Source organism: Bacillus sp. DTU_2020_1000418_1_SI_GHA_SEK_038, from assembly GCF_032341175.1.
Classification (GTDB): domain Bacteria; phylum Bacillota; class Bacilli; order Bacillales; family Cytobacillaceae; genus Cytobacillus.
In genome coordinates this window covers 871,489-889,105 of the sequence record NZ_CP135435.1, presented here as the reverse complement: position 1 = coordinate 889,105, position 17,617 = coordinate 871,489, and the positions used below count along the sequence as shown (strand labels likewise).

Here is a 17,617-nt window from a genome sequence, read left to right as displayed (position 1 = left end):
TAGGAGAGTCTCTTGTGGGCTCTCCTATTTATTACCCTGTATAACTCGCCGTTAATGACAGTTTCCCTATTTATATGTAAAATGAATAGATATAATAGTTACTATTCACTTATAGAATAGCTAGGAGGCAGTTATGGAATTAAGAGACTTAAAGTCGTTTATGGAGGTAGCGGATTATAAAAGCTTTACGAATGCAGCTGCTCATTCTTATTTAACACAGCCTTCATTAAGTAAAGCCGTCAAGAAACTAGAAGAAGAACTCAATGTAGAATTGTTTGACCGATCAACAAGACATTTACGCCTAACAGATGCCGGACAAATCGTGTACCGTCAAAGCCAAAAAGCATTCGCTTCGCTTTCTGAATTGAATGTACTATTAGATGAACTCAGAGATATTACCTCCGGCGAAATTAAAATTGGAATCCCCCCTCTTATCGGCACATTATTTTTCCCGAAAATTGCCCAAAGCTTTAATGAAAAATATCCAAAAGTATCACTAGAATTAGTTGAGCTTGGTGCGAAGCTTATAGGCAGACTAATTGAAGAAGCCAGCATCGATGTAGCTATTGTGGTGTTGCCTTCCAATGAAGAAACATTTAACATCTATCCTTTTTTTCAAGATGAATTCGTCTTATTTCTTCATGAGGATCATCCATTCGCTAAAAGGGACACAATCTCCATTAATGAATTGAAGGACGAAAAATTCATATTATTTTCGGAAGATTTCACTTTACATGATTATATTATTCAAGCATGTGAAAAAGAGGGATTTTCCCCCATTGTTTCCTACCAAAGCTCCCAATGGGACTTAATTCTAGAATTAGTTTCAGCAAAACTCGGCATCACACTTCTGCCGAAAATCATTTACGAAAAACAAAGCAATCAGAACGTTAAAATTGTCAAATTGGAAAACCCTACTCTATACTGGAACCTTGGAATCATAACTAAAAAAGGGGCCTATCATTCCTATGCACTTAAAGAATTATTGAAAATGCTAAACCTTGAATTTGAATAGCAAGAGGGAAAGCTGGTATTTTCAAATAAAAACGAGAAGGCGCTGCCTTCCCGTTCTAGCCCAAAAACGTTTCCGGAATTAGTTTAAAGCCTTCTACTAATGTATCTTCGTCCACCTCGATGAGTAAACAGCGCTTGCCGTTAAAATTAACCTGTCTAACATATTTTAAATCCTGTGGACTAATAGAGATATTTGCTACCTTCGTGTTAATTTTAATAGATTTCGTATTATAATTCGGTACAATACTGCTAGCTTTCAGTTCGTATTTTTCATCATCAATGATTTTCTGGAACGCCATTTCAACCTTTTCAGTATTAACTTCCTCTACACCACTTACTTTTAATACACGTTCTACATCTTTGTAATCCAATTTAGGAGTATCTTCCTCTTCTTCTTCAGCCATGATTCGATTGATTTCTTCATATACATTGGATAGGGTTGTTGCATCAACCTGGTCTCCAACAACTTCTTTGACGATTTCCTCGAATACGGCTTTATCATCTTGAGCAGTCATAATCTCTTCGCCATTCAATACTTCTTCGATAAAATGATAATCGGGCTGATTTGGTTTCCCGGACGAGTAAAGAACACGGTTTACATCTGATGAATTCTCAGTAAAGCTAGGATATAAAAAACCTGCAACAGGAGATGTAAGATTGATAATGGAATCAACGACAATACTAGACTTAAATTCCTTTTCAATATAATCAAACAACAAAGATCTTTTTGGCTGTATCGTTTGATTAATGCTGCACAGGATAAAAGGATGATTATACACCTCATCCCTGGCGCTAACTTCTGCTTCTTCATTACTTCTTTTCGTTGGCTTAAAATATTTCCCACGAATAAAAGTCACGACCATGTCCTGTTCATATTGAACATCTTTAAACATTTTTTCAACCATAAGCAGCATTTGTTCCTTCCAATCTTCTACATCATCGGATTGCAGCCCATCGTGGAGAATGAACTGACTATGATTTTCCGCTTCTCGTTTGAACTTTACTTCAAATAACTTCACATCCATTTGACCTGTAAGTACCTTCTTAAAGTTAGTCAAGAATAACTCTTGCTGTTCCTGATCTAACATCGGAAACGGATGACTTTCCTCATGATAAATCTCACTGCTTTCCTTCCTTATATAAACATTGAAGATATCACCGATTTTCAAAAGATCATTATTAAGCTTGAATTGCTTTCGTATGTTTGCTACATCCTTCTTATTCATATTAAAAAGTCCAACTCCTAAGCTGTTTAGTGTATTCCTAAATTATAAGCAATCTGTTTACTTAATGGAATGAGTAAAAGATAGACATCAATGCAATCTCGAGTAAAAAGAGTAAGGATAGATAACCTTAACGTTCATCTATCCTTACCCTTCTGCTCTTAAATTTTGTTTACTAAATTGAAAGCAAGTTATCGATAATTACTTCCTCCTCCCCAAATTTCTCTTCCGCCGGTATGTCCAGTATTTTGATGAATCTCTTCATCTACTAATTGAATGACACCAGGCTGTTCGTGATGATGCCATACATAGCCTTCTGGAGTTACACCCATTTTCAGACCACCCATATCATGTGAAGATAAGCCTAATTCTCTTGCTAGACTAGGATTCTCTTGAATCGATTGATATAAAGTCTCGTTTGCGATGCTAAAATGAGTTCGGTCACTTTCTAGGTACATTTCTTCGGCTAAAACAACGCTAAACTGTGATTCGAATACAGGGAAGGTACCCGTTTGCAGGTCACCATTCGGAAGTTCAATTGTTCTTTGTTCAAAAGATACACCAGTTTCAGCATGTTCAAGCCCATTTAAATGACTATTTCTCGTATCTATTTCTTGGGCCGTAACGGTATCAGAGCCATCAATAATATCAATAACGCCAACAGCAAAGGTTGTAACAGCGGCTACCTTGCCAAGATTCTTTACTCCATGCAAAATTTGGTCTTTATCTTTATTTTTCAAGCCCTGTAAAGTGATTCCGGCACTTTTTGCTGTATATTTAATCCCGGTTCCTATACCTTTGACCGTTCGGCTTGAAGAATCCTTGATATCATTCCAGCCCCTGCCTTTATGGTAATCATCTTTTTTGACCACTCCATACGCTCCGCGAACGGCGCCATCGGCAAATTGAGAAACGGAGTCTAATGCACCTTTTGAAGCATCTACAACACTATTACCTACATCTGCAATATATTTTCCTAACTCCTCATTTTTAGCAGATACGGCTTTACTGACAACCTTGACACCGCCTTTAGCCGCTCCTCCCACAACTGTGTTTACTACTTTTCCAATCCCGCGAAAAACAACCATTGTGCACTCCCCATTACCCATTTTTAGGATAATTGTACCATGTTATGATGGAAATGTTTTTATTTTTAAAGAAAAAAGAGAAGTGCTGGACACACTTCCCTAACGTTTTTCCTATTTAGTTGTTGCCAGGGGTCTTCTTCCTCACCACATCAAACAGTCCTGATCCAATGATATCTAATGCAGACTGCATTCTCTCAACAGAGATATTATCCTCAATCGTATCTTGAGGTGTGTGGTAAACCTTTTCAATATGGTATACTAATGGACTCCAGCTATCGATGCCCATCCAGATGAATAGGGCAGCGGGAATACCTGCTTGGTGGAAAGGCACATGGTCACTAGATCCGAACGTACCTGGGAGAATATCTGAATTTCCTAATCTAGCACCTGCTTCAACGGTAGAATCTGTAACGATATTTCTGCTTCCATCAGGAGTCATGGCATAAAGATTATTTGCTTTATCATAATTGGTTGCCACCATATCAGGAACGAAAACAGCCTCAATTTGATCCCTTTGCTCCTGTGTTAATTGATTTACATAATACCTTGAACCTAGTAAACCTCTTTCTTCTGCACCAAATGCAATAAATTTCAATGTTTTGTCCGTATTGTATCCTTTATAGACGCGAGCAAGTTCAAGCATTAAACCAACACCTGAAGCATTGTCATTTGCACCTGGCGCTCCAACTACGCTGTCATGATGCGCACCAAGAATGACTTCTTTCACATTCTCATCCTTGGACTTCGCTTCTTTTGTAGCAATAACATTTACTGATTGGAGATTGGAATAGTGTGTAGCCGTTAAACTAATCTCAACAGGGGCTTTTGCGATTTGTTCCTTCAGCCATTCCCCTTGGATATAGGCAGCCCCAAAGACTGGCACATCATATACAGGAGTTAAACTCGGATTAAACGCTTGGCCATAATTTCCACGGCTTCCTACTAAACTCTGAAGAATGACACCTGCAGCCCCAGCTTTAACCGCATTTTCTACTTGTGCACGGTATTGAGCAGTAGAAGCTGCTCTTGCCATCAACACTACTTTCCCGCTAACATCCGAAAAATCGCTGGCACTTGTTCCGCCTTCAACATATACAACTTCGGCGGTTACAGCTGTATTACTAATAACACCATTTGGAGAAGCACCCATTTCCCAAACTGTACCATCAGAGAATCCTACATTCGCTATGTATTGGTCAGCTACAGGAAAATATTGATACTCTACATCATACCCATAACTTTCTAATGTTTTTGCGATGTAGTCAGCTGATTTTTTCTCAGCTTCCAAACCGCCTGGTCTAGTACCAATTTCCTTTGATAAATATTTGATGTGTTCAATAGCACGCTCCGCATCCACTCTTGCCACTATTTTTTGATCTTGAGAATACGTGGACTTCCCTTTTTCGCCTACAGCTGGTGCAGCATAACCAACAGAACTGAGAGCAAGTGAAGCAGCTAATACCGTTGCTAAAACCTTTGGCATCTTACGATTTATCATACTTTGAAACCTCCTATTTAATAGATTGCTAGTAGTAAATTTAGTATATCTGGAAAATCATTAGGAGGTAAGAGAACTAATTCCTAATATTCTGATAATACCTCTATCTTTCTAGGAGGAAAGATTTGCTCCTAAATACCTTTATTAGAGTACTTCTATCAAAAAAAAATAACCAGTAAAGCTATTTGCTCAACTGGTTATTTTTTAACACGTATTCATATTATAAGAGAATATTAAAGTCCATTTATCTTGAAATAAATTTACAGCAAATATCCATCAATTGTTCAAGAGATATTGATAAAAATGAAAAATTGTGATAAATTTGTTTAGAAACACATAAATAAAAGGGATGAAGTCAAACTATCCCAATTATAATTTTACAATATACTCCCCTATTTGTCAACTCTAATTTCATTTTTTCTAAAGGAGTGCTTGGTATGAACAATGAACTACGTCAGGAGCAGGAACGATTAGATAGCGTCATCGAAACAATCACGGAACAAATCGATAAGCTGGAAGACGAAACTGGCCGGCGCCGAAAAGAAGTAGTTAATATTCGGAAGCACTTTTGGGATGATGTCAAGGTAAATATTGATACTTTTGACGATTACCTTGAGACAATCATTGGCTTAAGACAACAGGCACAAGACTTGGCCGTAAACCAAAGCACCCACAGGCACGCCTTCAATCGGCTATCCGTACTGCGCCGTATGCAGGGAACCCCTTATTTCGGCCGGATCAACATCACTGAAGAAGGAATTTCAACAGCAGAACAAATTTATATCGGCATTACAACGCTTACGGATACAAGCGGCGAGAATTTCCTGATCTACGACTGGAGAGCACCCATTTCGAGTGTTTACTACGATTACCCGCCTGGTCCGGTTGAGTACGTCACACCAGGAGGAGTAATCCGCGGCTTCTTGGATCAAAAATGGCAATATATCATACGGGATGGTGTAATCGAATCGATGTTCGATACGAGTCTTACCATTGGTGACGAGATTTTACAGCAAGTGCTTGGCAAAAGCACAGACAAACATATGCACAGCATTGTGGCCACCATCCAACAGGAGCAAAATCGAATTATCCGGCACGACCATGGACGGCTACTTATTGTTCAAGGTGCGGCTGGCAGTGGTAAGACATCGGCGGCCCTGCAGCGAATCGCATACTTGCTCTATAAATATAGGGATTGGCTTAAAGCCGATCAAATCATTCTATTTTCTCCAAATGCAATGTTTAACCATTACGTATCCAGAGTGTTGCCAGAGCTCGGTGAAGAAAACATGCAGCAGGTTACATTTCAAGAGTACTTGGACCATCGGTTGGGCAACGAGTTTCAAGTCGAGGGTCCTTACGAGCAATTAGAATTTATGTTGACTGCAAAGGATAGCCCTTCATATCTGACAAGGGCTTCAAGTATTCGATTTAAGGCTTCTACCCGTTTTTTTGAGACCATTAAAACATACAGACAGTCGCTTGAGTTATCTGGAATGATCTTCAAAGGGATTAAATTCAGAGGAAAGCCGATCGTCTCCGCTAATCAAATTTCAGAAAAATTTTATAACAGTAACACCACACTTCGTTTTCATAATAGGCTTGAGAAGTTGACCGAGTGGCTATTAGAGCAAATTGATGAAACAGAAAAGCGCGAAATAACTAAGCAGTGGGTTCATGAAGAAATCGAAATGCTAAGCAATGAGGAATATCAAAAGGTATATGCCCATTTACAAAAAAAGCGCGGTTTTAACGAAGACTCCTTTGATGATTATGATAGAGAGAGTAAAGTACTTCGGCACATGATCGTTCGCAAGAAGTTAAATCCAATTCGTAAATGGATTCGCTCGCTTCGATTCATTGACATAACAGGAATATACAAGCAGCTTTTCACCGACCCAACGCGGATCGATTTGTGGATTGAAGGTAAAACACCTGAAGAATGGAAGGAAATTTGCCTGCTAACCGTGAAAATGTTAGATGAAGGCAAACTGTTTTACGAAGAAGCTACTCCGTTTTTACTTTTGAAGGAGCTGATTCAAGGCTTTCAGACGAATACCTCTATTAAACACGTACTTGTAGACGAAGCGCAAGATTATTCTCCGTTTCAATTCGAGTTTTTGAAACGTTTATTTCCTTCGGCAAGGATGACTGTGCTCGGCGACTTTAATCAGGCAATATTCGCCCATGCCAGCGAAATGGTTGATTTCCATACACTTACTGGATTATACGGACCAGAGGAAACGGAAGCAATTAACTTGACCCTAAGCTACAGATCCACAAGACCAATCGTTGAATTTACTCGCGGACTAGTGCCTGGCGGCGATCGAATTACTGCTTTTGAACGCGATGGCGAAAGGCCAGTTTTGACGCAAATAACAGATCATACCGACCTGCACCGCTGTATCGCTTCCAAAGTCGCTGAGTTACGGGAGCAACGGTATAATACGATTGCAATTATTTGCAAATCTGCTGCTGAAAGCACCGTTGCCTACGAAGGTTTGAGCAGCATCGAAGAAATCAAGCTCGTGAAAAGCGGCGCGATTGAATATGAACAAGGCGTTGTTATCATACCGGCTTATTTGGCCAAAGGCATCGAATTTGATGCCGTTATCATTTATGATGCATCTGCAGAAGTATACGGTGATGAAAGCTTGCGTAGATTGTTCTATACCGCCTGCACAAGAGCTATGCATTATTTGCAGTTATACAGTGTAGGTAACCCGAGCCCCTTTTTGCAAAATGCTGAGCTGGAGAGTTTGAGCTAAGCAAAAATATAGGATGAGAAGTTTTAAGGAGGATTTCTATGGGGTTATTATTTTGGCCATTTATGATTGCTTCAATCGTATTTTCATTTATTGGTTTACGTTTAAAGAAGCCACTATTTCTTGTAAATTCCTGCCTGCTGATAACGCCCTTATCGCTCTACTTAGCGGCAACACCACGTTTTGAATGGTGGGGTTTGATATTTCCATTCTTTTACCTTGGGGCTGCCTTTTCCCTAAAAAGAAACTTCAGGTGGCTATCGGCATTATTGATTTCTCCAAACATTCTACTTATTGGATGGATTGGATACGCTCTAGTAAATTAATAGGAAATTAATTTTTGTGAAAAAAGTAATAACTTATCAAAATAAAAGGAGAATCCGTTTTGAAAATAATAAAATCAAATCCTAATAATGTTGCTCCCCCCATCGCTCAATATCATCATGTAACCATAGTACCGAGAGATGCTGAACTAATAGTGTTATCAGGCCAAGTCGGAAATGATAAGGATGGGATCCTTCCAGCTGATATAGAAACGCAGTTTGCCAATGCACTTGAAAATATTAAATCCATTTTAAAAAGTGAAGGTATAGACGTAAGCAATGTTTTCAAAGTGAATTTTTGGTTCACTGAAAGTATTAATAGAGAATTCTTTTTGGGAAAATGGAGCGGATTTCATAACCAATCCCCTCCTGCTACAACATTAGCGTATGTTACAGCTCTGGCACGGCCAGAAATCAAGGTGGAGGTTGAGGCTTGGGCTGCAAGATAATAAATATGGTTAAATAAGGGGGCATTTTTTTTGCTCCCTTATCTAACTAATATATTTTTTTATTTCTTGGCTAAGAGAATGAACACGATTAAGGTAATGTTCTCTTTTTCTAGAGTCTTGAATAAATGAGATAAACAATATCGAAAGCATTAGAGCTGTTTCTAATTGATAGATGGATTGAATGATTTCCTCTGGTTTCAATAATGCCTGATCCAGTTTGTTACTTAACACATGATCAATGCTTGCGCATAGCTCTTCTATCTTAATGTTTGTTAAGGTCATAGTTTATTTCCATATGGTTTTTTGTTTGCTCCTTTAACATAGTTGTCGTTTAGGATCTTCTCTAGCCAAAATACGCACTATGACATATTCATAGTTAGCGTTTTTGGGATTCCACTGCTAGAACACGCACCATGACACGTTCATAGTTAGTGTTTTTGCGATTCCATTGCTAAAACACGCACCATGACACGTTCATAGTTAGTGTTTTCCGGATTCCACTGCCAATACACTCACCATGACACCTTCATAGTAAGTGTTTTCCGGATCCCATTGCTAAAACACGCACCATGACACGTTCATAGTTAGTGTTTTTGCGACTCCCCTGCCAATACACGCATCATGACACGTTCATAGTTAGTGTTTTCCGAATTCCACTGCTAAAACACGCACCATGACACGTTCATAGTCAGTGTTTTCCGGATTCCACTGCTAAAACACGCGCCATCAAAACTTTCAATATTCCCAATTAATTTTACCATATGCTTATTCAAAAACTGATAGCGAAATAAGGCTAAAGGAACGGCCTTATTTCGCCAAACTAACAATATGTTCCACTATTATAAACTGCGCTCCTTTATTTGCTTTACAATACTCTCTTTAAAATCCGCAAAAGAAACACTTTCGGATTGCTGATCCCCATACCTCCTGACATTTACGTCAGCATCGTTTGCTTCCTTATCCCCCAGCACCAGCATATACGGGATTTTCTGCATCTGTGCCTCTCTGATTTTGTATCCTAGCTTTTCTTCACGATTATCAATTCCCACTCTGACTCCAGATTTCCGCAGCTGTTCCTGAATTTCTAAACAATAGTCTAGGTGAACATGTGAAACAGGGATAATTTGAACTTGTGTCGGCGCTAGCCAAACTGGGAAAGCCCCCGCAAAATGTTCGATTAAAATCCCAAAGAAACGGTCGATGGATCCATAAATAGCACGATGAATTACGACTGGGCGAACCTTTTCATTTTGTTCATTGATATAGCTCAAGTCAAATTTCTCCGGCATTTGAAAATCAAGCTGAATTGTTGCACATTGATGGCTTCGTTTTAAGGCATCTTTTATGTGAAAATCAATTTTTGGCCCATAAAAGGCACCATCGCCTTCGTTTAAGTGATAGTGGATCCCTAAATCCACAAGTACATTTATTAATGCTCGTTCAGAAATTTCCCAAAGACTGTCATCACCCATTGAATTTTCAGGGCGAGTCGAAAGCTCTACTGAATACTCAAAGCCAAATGTGCGATAGACTTGGTCAACTAATTCAAATACCTCCTTAATCTCACTTTCAATCTGATCCTCACGAACAAAAATATGAGCATCATCCTGACAAAAAGTGCGCACCCGAAGCATTCCATTTAAAGCACCACTGAACTCATGACGGTGAACTTGCCCAAACTCTGCCAACCGAATTGGCAAATCACGATAAGAGTAAAGACTGTTTTTAAATATGAGCATATGCCCCGGACAGTTCATTGGCTTCATCGCAAACTTAGTTTGATCGACTTCGGAAAAATACATATTCTCATGGTAATGATCCCAGTGTCCCGATTTCTCCCAAAGCTGTTGATTCATCATAAGAGGAGTACGAACCTCATCATAGTAAGCCTTGCTTTGAAGCTCACGTGAAAAATTTTCTAATTCATTTCTAATAATCTGCCCTTTTGGCAAATAAAATGGCATTCCCGGTGCTTCCTCTGAAAACATGAATAGCTCCAATTGTTTTCCTAGCTTACGATGATCTCGTTTGCCCGCTTCTTCTAAGAAATGTAAATACTTATCTAAATCCTTCTTCTTTTTAAAGGCAACACCATAAACTCTTTGGAGAACCTCGTTTTGACTGTTGCCTCGCCAATACGCACCCGATACACGAGTTAATTTAAATGCCTTTATCAAGCCAGTAGACGGAAGATGTGGGCCTCGGCACAGATCAATAAACTCTCCTTGCTGATATAAAGTGATCTTTTCCCCTTTCGGAATGCCCTTTAATATTTCTAGCTTGAATGGCTCTCCTTTATCCTTAAAAAGCTTTTCAGCCTCTTCATAGAAAACCTCCATTCTTTTAATTTCTAGATCCTCGTTTATGATTTTTTCCATCTCTTTTTCGATTTCAAGTAAATCATCTGAAGTCAAACTGTGTTCCAATTTCAAGTCATAGTAAAATCCATCTTCAATTACAGGCCCTATCCCTAATTTCACTTTTCCATATATTCTTTGAACGGCTTGAGCCAGCACATGTGCCGAGGAATGTCTTAAAATTTGAAGTCCTTCTTCCGAATCAAGAGTTAAAACAGAGAGTTCAGCATCCTGTTCTAACTTGTGGCATAAATCTACCAGCTGTCCGTCTACCCTCCCAGCAACCGCATTTTTTCTCAAACTTGTACTAATGGACTCCGCAATTTCTCCCACAGTGATGCCATTTGAAAATTCCTTCATTTGTCCATCCTGGAACTGAACTTTAATACTCATATTGATTCGCTCCTTTTTTAAAATAAAAAAACGCACTCATCCCTATCGCAAGGGACGAGTGCGTTAAATACCCGTGGTTCCACCCAAATTCCCATAAGAAAAAAACACTTATGGCTCTGGTGCTGTAACGCAGCATAGACGATATCAGCTACTAAAGTTCACCGATATAGCTTCAAGGCGGTAAATTATTTTCCTAAGCTAGGAAGTTCGCATCTATCCTTCCCTCTCTGAAAGCCGTAAAAATAATTCATGTCCTCTTCATCGCAAAAATGATTAATTTGTAAAAATAAAAAACGCACCCATCCCTATTGCAAGGGACGAGTGCGTTATTCCCGTGATTCCACCCAATTTCCCATAAGAAAAAAAGATTCTTATGGCTCTGGTGCAGTAACGTTGCATAGACGGCATTGGATACTTAGTTTCCCCAATACTGCTCAAAGGCGGTAAGATACTTTTCTGCGTTAGGAAGATTTCAGCAAGCCTTCCCTCTCTGGAAACCGTAAAAGTAGCTCATGTCCTTATCAGTGCTTATTATCAATTTCACCTCGGGGAAATTGTCCCCAGATTTTTATCGAGCTGGCTCGATAATTTCCTCTAATAAATCAGAGGCATCCGCCGAAGGCTTGGCTTCATTCAGCTGGAGTTGAACGCCGACTGTATTAGATACCTTTTTGCATTCATCCCCCATAAATTAATGTGGAAGACTTCTGCTGAATGTAGTCAAATGGATTTTTTATACATATTATTATAGATTACAAAAAATAGCAACGGATTTTTTAAATTAATTTTTGAAAGGCTATTTTCCTGTTAGTGTGTCTATCATTTTTAAATAATTTAACCAAGTTTTATTGAACAACTTCCAAGAACTTGTTCCCCCCATAACAGTGCAAGTTGGTCCCCGTCCGATATGGGTCCAACCCCTTCAGGAGTGCCGGTAAAAAGAATATCGCCTTCATCAAGACCAAAATGTAAGGCTGTGTAGTCTATTAATGTCTGCATATCAAAAATCATGTCCTTTATATTACCGATCTGAACCTTTTCTCCATTCTTTAATAGAGAAAACTCTTTGCTTTTACATTCGTTCACACCAGGAAACTTGATGAATTCGCTTAATATAGCGGAGTTAGGGAAGCTCTTTGCTAATAGCCATGGATGTCCTTTTTTCTTTAATTCGCTTTGGACATCGCGTAAAGTAAAGTCAATCCCAACAGCCATGCTGTCTACAAGGTCGTCAACGGAAGCACCTTTTTCGTAAGGTTTACCGATTCGAATGACTAATTCCACTTCAAAATGAATGGAGCCACGGTTTGCTGGTAACACGATTTCCTGACCATTGGCATAAGCCACAGCATGTGTAGTCTTTCCGAATAGAAAAGGAAATGCAGGAATTTCATTATTTAATTCTTTCGCATGCAGCTCATAGTTTCTTCCCACACAATATACATTTTTGATTGTTTGCATTGGAGATTCTCCATTCATTAATATTTCAAAATAACATTTTAAAAAAGGGACTTCTACAACCTAGTTGTTCCATTGTTATTCATTAACATATTTAATAACGGCCATTTCTTTTCCGAACCGATCACCATGATCCACAAATCCCAAACTTGCATATAATCTATGTGCTCCAATATTATCTGGGTGATATCCTACAACTATTTTTTTCGCACTTGGCAATTTTGCCATTTCTGAAATCATTAATTCAGTTGCAATTTTCGCAATACCCATGCCCTGGTACTCTTTATCTACCATAATTCTATATATCCAATAACCATCTAGTTCTTCTTGAACAGAATTATACATTAAAAACCCTACTACTTTTTCTTCAAAATAAATGGCATATGGTATTAAAGTAGGTTCAAACTTCGACTGGGCTATCGAAATTGCATTTGGCTCAATATATTCGATTTGTTCTTTAAATACCTCTAACTTACAGCATTCATACCAATTCTCCGCGTTTAATTCCACAATTCCCACTTTGTCTGTATTCACCATTTTTCCCCTTTCGGAACTTGAGGAAACCCTAACACAACCTGTTAATTAGGCGTTATCCCCGTATTGTTGTTTGTGCTAAATAATTTAATAATAGCCATAATGACCGCCTCCTTAACAAAAATGAATCTTTAGACTTTTTAATTATACTATATTATTATTTGAATTTTTGCCATTTAGTTGGAACAATCTAATGACCTATTTAATACTGGGCATCTTCTTCCAGTGTAACATCAGTCGAGTGTCATGAACGATTCACTTGTCATTCGCTAAGAGGTAGATTATTCCATTTTAGTTTGAAGTTTTTCTAAAAAATCTTTTATTACTTTTCCAGCTTTGATTGGATGCTGCATCCAAACATAAGCATGTATCGAGCCCTCAATCCTATATACTTCATATTCATCTAGTAAACTCGAAAAATAGTCAAGGCTATATCTAATTTTTGGATTCCCCCATTCTTTTTCACTTGGCAGGAATAGAACTGGACATTTTACCCTTTTATAATAATCTTCAAAGCGGATATCGCAGTATTTTTGAATGTATTCTGTACGTACGTGATTTTTATAGAAATGCTCAAAGCTTCCATCGGCCTGTTCCTCAGCGCAGCTTTCAAAGAAAATCCTGAAATAATCATTCCAAAGCCACTTTTTAATTAATGGAGCCTTAAGATCCTCAACGAACTCAGCTTTCGTTTGATATTTAGCGAGTTCCCTCTCATTTAACTGCTGAAAAAGCCTTTCCTTCTCTGCCTCGATTTCAGCTTTTTCTCCATTAAATAGCCCATATTCCCCAAACTCGTTATAAATTGCACCTTCATTGACTAATGACATTACCATATCCGGATGCGATGCGGCCAAACTTAGACCAACTTCGGCACCCAAAGAGCTTCCGACAACATGACATTTATTTATCCCCAACTTATGTAATAATAGAAACAGATCATGAGAAAAATCATCGATATGATAACCAGTCAAAGGTCGATCCGACTTCCCGTGGCCCCGTAAATCAGGGGCAATTATCCTATATTCATTTTGTAGATAGGGGATCACACCGTTCCACATTTGTGACGTTCCACCACTAAAATGAATTAATAGTATTGTGGGCTTTTCCTTATTTTCTACTGAATAATTCACATTAATTTTTATGTCATTTTCCAGGTGAATTCTTTCTTCGATCATCACTCTAACCTCCCCCTTTATTAGAAAAAAACTATTCGGTACTTAAATACACCATGGAATTAGTCAATTCCTTTGTATTTGCTAATACTTAAACCAAGAAACTTTCCTTTTACTTGTATATGTTTGGCTAGTATACTTTATTAACAAAAGGGAGGGGTGCCGGATGAATGCATTTAAGGCGGATTTAATGATGTTTTTTGTTACGATTTGTTGGGGTTCCTCTTACCTTTTCATGAAGATGGGATTAGATACCCTTTCTGAATTCAACTTAATTGCCCTCCGCTTCGGATTGGCGTTTCTCCTAGCGGCAGCTCTATTCTACCGTCGCTTGAGGCATGTAGATCGGGAAACTTTGAAGTTCAGTATCATTTTAGGGTCTATCTTGTTTCTCATTTTTACAATGCTCACATATGGATTAAAGACAACAACTACTTCCAATGCAGGCTTTTTAGTCAGCCTAACGGTCATTTTTGTCCCTATTCTGAATACCTTTGTATTCAAAAATAAAATCGATCTTAATTTGAAGCTTAGTATTTTAATAGCTTTAACAGGAATTGCGTTTCTTACCGTCCAGTTGCCCTTCCATGTTTTGCCGGGCGATCTATTATGTGTGATGTGTGCATTCTTGTACGCAATTCATATAATTATTACAGGGCATGCAGCCCCCAAAGTGGATACTTTAAATTTGGGGATTATTCAGCTAGGGGTTGCAGGCTTTTGGGGACTCCTTTTTTCTGTCATTTTTGAGAACCCTGTACTTCCATCCACTAAAGAAGGATGGATCTCGATCCTTGCACTTAGCATTTTGTGCAGTGCCTTGGGATTTATCATCCAAACCGTTGCCCAAAAATATACATCTGCAGCCAGAACTGGGCTTATCTTTTCCCTGGAGCCTGTTTTTGCGGCCTTGTTCGGGTATTTATTTATTCAAGAAATTATGTCTGGGAAAGAATTTTTTGGCGCCTTTCTTGTCCTTTTTAGCATTGTCTTCACCACTATTAGAAGGGAAAAACAAACAGTAATGGTTGAAAAAAGAGGGGCATAGAGCAATTTTCTCAGCGTTCAAGCTATGTCCCTTCTTTTGCTTTTCATATATTAGAGGTGAATTTTTCATCATTTCGTTCACAGAAATAAAAATTTTACTAAAAAGAATGGAAAATTAAAAAAGTAACGAGCAATCGATTGCTTTTTCGCCCCTTGCCTAATGGATGTTCTTATTCCCCTTACCTTCAATCTACTTCTAAAGCAAAAGCATAAAAAGCATCTCCATTCGATAAATGCTCAACCTTTTCATCCATCCACCAAACTCCATACGAATAATAATAAACTCCTTTTTGTGCTGGTGCTGAAAAACTATTATCGATAACCTCTATTGAATTTTCCTCATTCCCATGTATCTGAACCACATAGAATTCGTTTGGCTTAGGGGTATAATCCATCACAAAAGTAATATTTTCACCAGGCTTCACTTTTATTGGCTTTTTACCTTCTAAAAGTTCAATTGGCCCGGCCGTATCAACACAAGTGCTTACACCTTTCCCATTCCAACAATAAGTGCCTAATGTCGTTTCATACATATCATTATTAATTTTAATAAATGCATTTGGCGGCTTCTCTTCTGACATAATTCCTTTAGAATAGCCCAGCAAGCTTATTCCCATAAGCAGGAATAGCAGCAGCAATTTTCTAGTCATATCCATCCCTCCATATAATATTGGACGGAAAATTTTGAACTTTGTTACCAGATTGTTTACACGGAATAAACAATCCTATTAAGCATAGGTGCAGGCACCACTATTCACTGCTATTAATTCCTCCGCTCTCTTTCGCATTTTAATTTTAGCGGTATCAGGCTCATCATGAAGACCTTTCTGAAGTGAATAGAAAATATATTAATAGGAATTGATCTTACAAGTAATCTTCCACATATTATTAATAAGATTATTTTCCTTTTTAATCACATCGGTTTAATAATATTAAAAATTCGCCTTCCTAATAAGAATGGCGACTTTTTCTATTAGATGTTTCGAATTTGTTGAACTATTTCATCCATGATATTCTAATTGAAAGAGGAGGTGGGAACATGGCTTGTAAACGAAAATTAAACGTATTAAATGGACAAGAAATGTACCATTTTTTTAAGAAAACACAAAGAATTCAACAAGAGATAATGGTTCCGTTTAACGAAGCGATGTGCTATGGAAACACATCCGCTAATCTTTTTTCAGATGAATTTAATGCGATTCGTGCGCAGACTCATGACGTTTCTTCCGTCAAATATCATGAAATTACCCTTGAGCCATTGCAGCCACTTTTGAGTAAAAACTTTATGCACCTAGCATTATGGTTTGGTCCTGATATGTTCTGTCAGATCAATGTCCTAACTATTCTCGCATGGCTCGACCAAACACAATGTAAAAAAACAATTGACCTTCATCTAATAAATGACAATTATGAGCACTTGGAAAAGTTCGCACTTGAAGTGAATGGATATTATGACCTGTACAAACAGGTTTTGATCGATAAAACCATGCCTGCCACTATCTACCCTGAACCATTAATGAAGGGGATTGAGCTTTACTTAAATTATCAAAATGAAGATAGCGTCCTTATGCTGTATATTAAAAGTAATTCAAATGTACCTGAAAAAGTGCTTGTGTATGATCTAATGAGGAATTTTCCCGAATATGGGCTAGGTGATATTCAATATATGGAGCTTATAAGAAAATGCTGGAATTCTATTTAATTAGTTTATTTAACTTTTTAAACAACTCTCCAATAGCTTAGAATCTATTAGTCATCTTGCACATTCAAAAAGTAATCATAATAAGTGACTTAGTCAGCATTAAAAAGGCATTGCGCAATTACATATTGCCTTTTTGTTAAAAGTTTATATAATGAGTAGAATTCGGATAGTCACAAGTCTTAGAAAACCCAAAAGCAGTATAAAATAAGTCTCCTTGTACTGTATCAGTATGCAATACTAGACCTTCATAATACTTCTTTGCTTCTAACATTATCTTATTTAATAAAAGTGTTCCTACACCACTTCGGCGAAAATTACTTGCAACGTAAAACCTCCTTAATCGACCGATTTTTGGGTCGTTAGAATACGGGTCATTATTAAGCCCGCCAATGGCAATCAGTACGCCTTGTTTATTATATACACCTAATAATGATTCGCCATGCTTATTAAAACGATTGGTACCATTTTGATAATCATTAACCAGCTTTTCTAGAAAACGGAATCCGGCAGCTTTACTTTCTTGAACTAAATGGGAAATACCTAACGCCCCTAAATCCTCTATTTTTTCAATTTTAAATTCCACCCCATGCT

At 38.0% G+C, this 17,617-nt stretch carries 16 protein-coding genes, 1 pseudogene and 1 other annotated feature; of the genes and pseudogenes, 6 read left to right on the top strand and 11 right to left on the bottom strand.

Going from position 1 to position 17,617, the window contains the following annotated elements; translation table 11 throughout:
• The first annotated feature begins 133 nt into the window (after nt 1-133).
• Nucleotides 134-1,015: a LysR family transcriptional regulator gene (locus tag RRV45_RS04475; RefSeq protein ID WP_315667552.1), complete on the top strand. Its 882-nt coding sequence runs from the start codon at nt 134-136 to the stop codon at nt 1,013-1,015.
• Between the two features lie 55 nt (nt 1,016-1,070).
• Here the strand turns inward: RRV45_RS04475 and RRV45_RS04470 are convergent, their stop codons facing one another.
• The 3 genes from RRV45_RS04470 to RRV45_RS04460 all read right to left on the bottom strand — a co-directional run bounded on the left by RRV45_RS04470 (nt 1,071) and on the right by RRV45_RS04460 (nt 4,823).
• Nucleotides 1,071-2,240: a DUF4317 domain-containing protein gene (locus tag RRV45_RS04470; RefSeq protein WP_315667551.1), complete on the bottom strand. Its 1,170-nt coding sequence runs from the start codon at nt 2,238-2,240 to the stop codon at nt 1,071-1,073.
• Between the two features lie 188 nt (nt 2,241-2,428).
• Complete coding sequence (locus tag RRV45_RS04465; RefSeq protein ID WP_315667550.1) at nt 2,429-3,325, bottom strand: HNH endonuclease; 897 nt, start codon at nt 3,323-3,325, stop codon at nt 2,429-2,431.
• Between the two features lie 115 nt (nt 3,326-3,440).
• Complete coding sequence (locus tag RRV45_RS04460; RefSeq protein WP_315667549.1) at nt 3,441-4,823, bottom strand: M28 family metallopeptidase; 1,383 nt, start codon at nt 4,821-4,823, stop codon at nt 3,441-3,443.
• Nucleotides 4,824-5,260: 437 nt separating this feature from the next.
• Between RRV45_RS04460 and helD the strand changes: the two genes are divergently transcribed.
• The 3 genes from helD to RRV45_RS04445 are packed head-to-tail and all read left to right on the top strand — an operon-like array spanning nt 5,261 to nt 8,360.
• Complete coding sequence (gene helD / locus RRV45_RS04455) at nt 5,261-7,591, top strand: RNA polymerase recycling motor HelD (protein WP_315667548.1); 2,331 nt, start codon at nt 5,261-5,263, stop codon at nt 7,589-7,591.
• A 38-nt stretch (nt 7,592-7,629) separates the two neighbouring features.
• A complete protein-coding gene (locus RRV45_RS04450) occupies nt 7,630-7,914 on the top strand; it encodes a hypothetical protein (protein ID WP_315667547.1) in 285 nt (94 codons plus the stop codon).
• Nucleotides 7,915-7,973: 59 nt separating this feature from the next.
• Nucleotides 7,974-8,360, top strand: coding sequence for a RidA family protein (locus RRV45_RS04445; RefSeq protein WP_315667545.1), 387 nt, complete (start codon nt 7,974-7,976; stop codon nt 8,358-8,360).
• Nucleotides 8,361-8,402: 42 nt separating this feature from the next.
• Here RRV45_RS04445 and RRV45_RS04440 read toward each other — a convergent pair whose 3' ends face one another.
• The 6 genes and pseudogenes from RRV45_RS04440 to RRV45_RS04420 form a co-directional block, all read right to left on the bottom strand.
• Complete coding sequence (locus RRV45_RS04440) at nt 8,403-8,642, bottom strand: hypothetical protein (protein WP_315667544.1); 240 nt, start codon at nt 8,640-8,642, stop codon at nt 8,403-8,405.
• 557 nt (nt 8,643-9,199) lie between these two features.
• Complete coding sequence (gene thrS / locus RRV45_RS04435) at nt 9,200-11,110, bottom strand: threonine--tRNA ligase (protein WP_410489331.1); 1,911 nt, start codon at nt 11,108-11,110, stop codon at nt 9,200-9,202.
• Between the two features lie 47 nt (nt 11,111-11,157).
• Nucleotides 11,158-11,381 (bottom strand) — a binding site (T-box leader).
• Nucleotides 11,382-11,531: 150 nt separating this feature from the next.
• A pseudogene (locus RRV45_RS22075) lies at nt 11,532-11,614 on the bottom strand (hypothetical protein); the annotation flags it as partial.
• 330 nt (nt 11,615-11,944) lie between these two features.
• Nucleotides 11,945-12,571 (bottom strand): fumarylacetoacetate hydrolase family protein, encoded by a 627-nt coding sequence (locus RRV45_RS04430; RefSeq protein WP_315667542.1) that lies wholly within the window; start codon nt 12,569-12,571, stop codon nt 11,945-11,947.
• A gap of 75 nt (nt 12,572-12,646) precedes the next feature.
• The gene (locus tag RRV45_RS04425; protein ID WP_410489330.1) at nt 12,647-13,105 is read right to left on the bottom strand and encodes a GNAT family N-acetyltransferase; all 459 of its coding nucleotides are present in this window, start codon (nt 13,103-13,105) and stop codon (nt 12,647-12,649) included.
• Nucleotides 13,106-13,383: 278 nt separating this feature from the next.
• Nucleotides 13,384-14,280: an alpha/beta fold hydrolase gene (locus RRV45_RS04420; RefSeq protein ID WP_315667541.1), complete on the bottom strand. Its 897-nt coding sequence runs from the start codon at nt 14,278-14,280 to the stop codon at nt 13,384-13,386.
• A gap of 163 nt (nt 14,281-14,443) precedes the next feature.
• On the opposite strand from RRV45_RS04420, the gene RRV45_RS04415 reads away from it, so the two are divergent.
• Nucleotides 14,444-15,325 carry a DMT family transporter gene (locus tag RRV45_RS04415; RefSeq protein WP_315667540.1) on the top strand — a complete coding sequence of 294 codons (882 nt, stop codon included), beginning with the start codon at nt 14,444-14,446 and terminating at the stop codon, nt 15,323-15,325.
• Between the two features lie 184 nt (nt 15,326-15,509).
• On the opposite strand, the gene RRV45_RS04410 is transcribed toward RRV45_RS04415, so the two are convergent.
• Nucleotides 15,510-15,974, bottom strand: a complete 465-nt coding sequence (locus RRV45_RS04410) for a hypothetical protein (protein ID WP_315667539.1) — start codon at nt 15,972-15,974, stop codon at nt 15,510-15,512.
• Between the two features lie 389 nt (nt 15,975-16,363).
• On the opposite strand from RRV45_RS04410, the gene RRV45_RS04405 reads away from it, so the two are divergent.
• Nucleotides 16,364-17,026, top strand: a complete 663-nt coding sequence (locus RRV45_RS04405) for an AraC family transcriptional regulator (protein ID WP_315667538.1) — start codon at nt 16,364-16,366, stop codon at nt 17,024-17,026.
• A 136-nt stretch (nt 17,027-17,162) separates the two neighbouring features.
• Here the strand turns inward: RRV45_RS04405 and RRV45_RS04400 are convergent, their stop codons facing one another.
• Nucleotides 17,163-17,609 carry a GNAT family N-acetyltransferase gene (locus tag RRV45_RS04400; protein WP_315667537.1) on the bottom strand — a complete coding sequence of 149 codons (447 nt, stop codon included), beginning with the start codon at nt 17,607-17,609 and terminating at the stop codon, nt 17,163-17,165.
• Nucleotides 17,610-17,617: the final 8 nt, after the last annotated feature.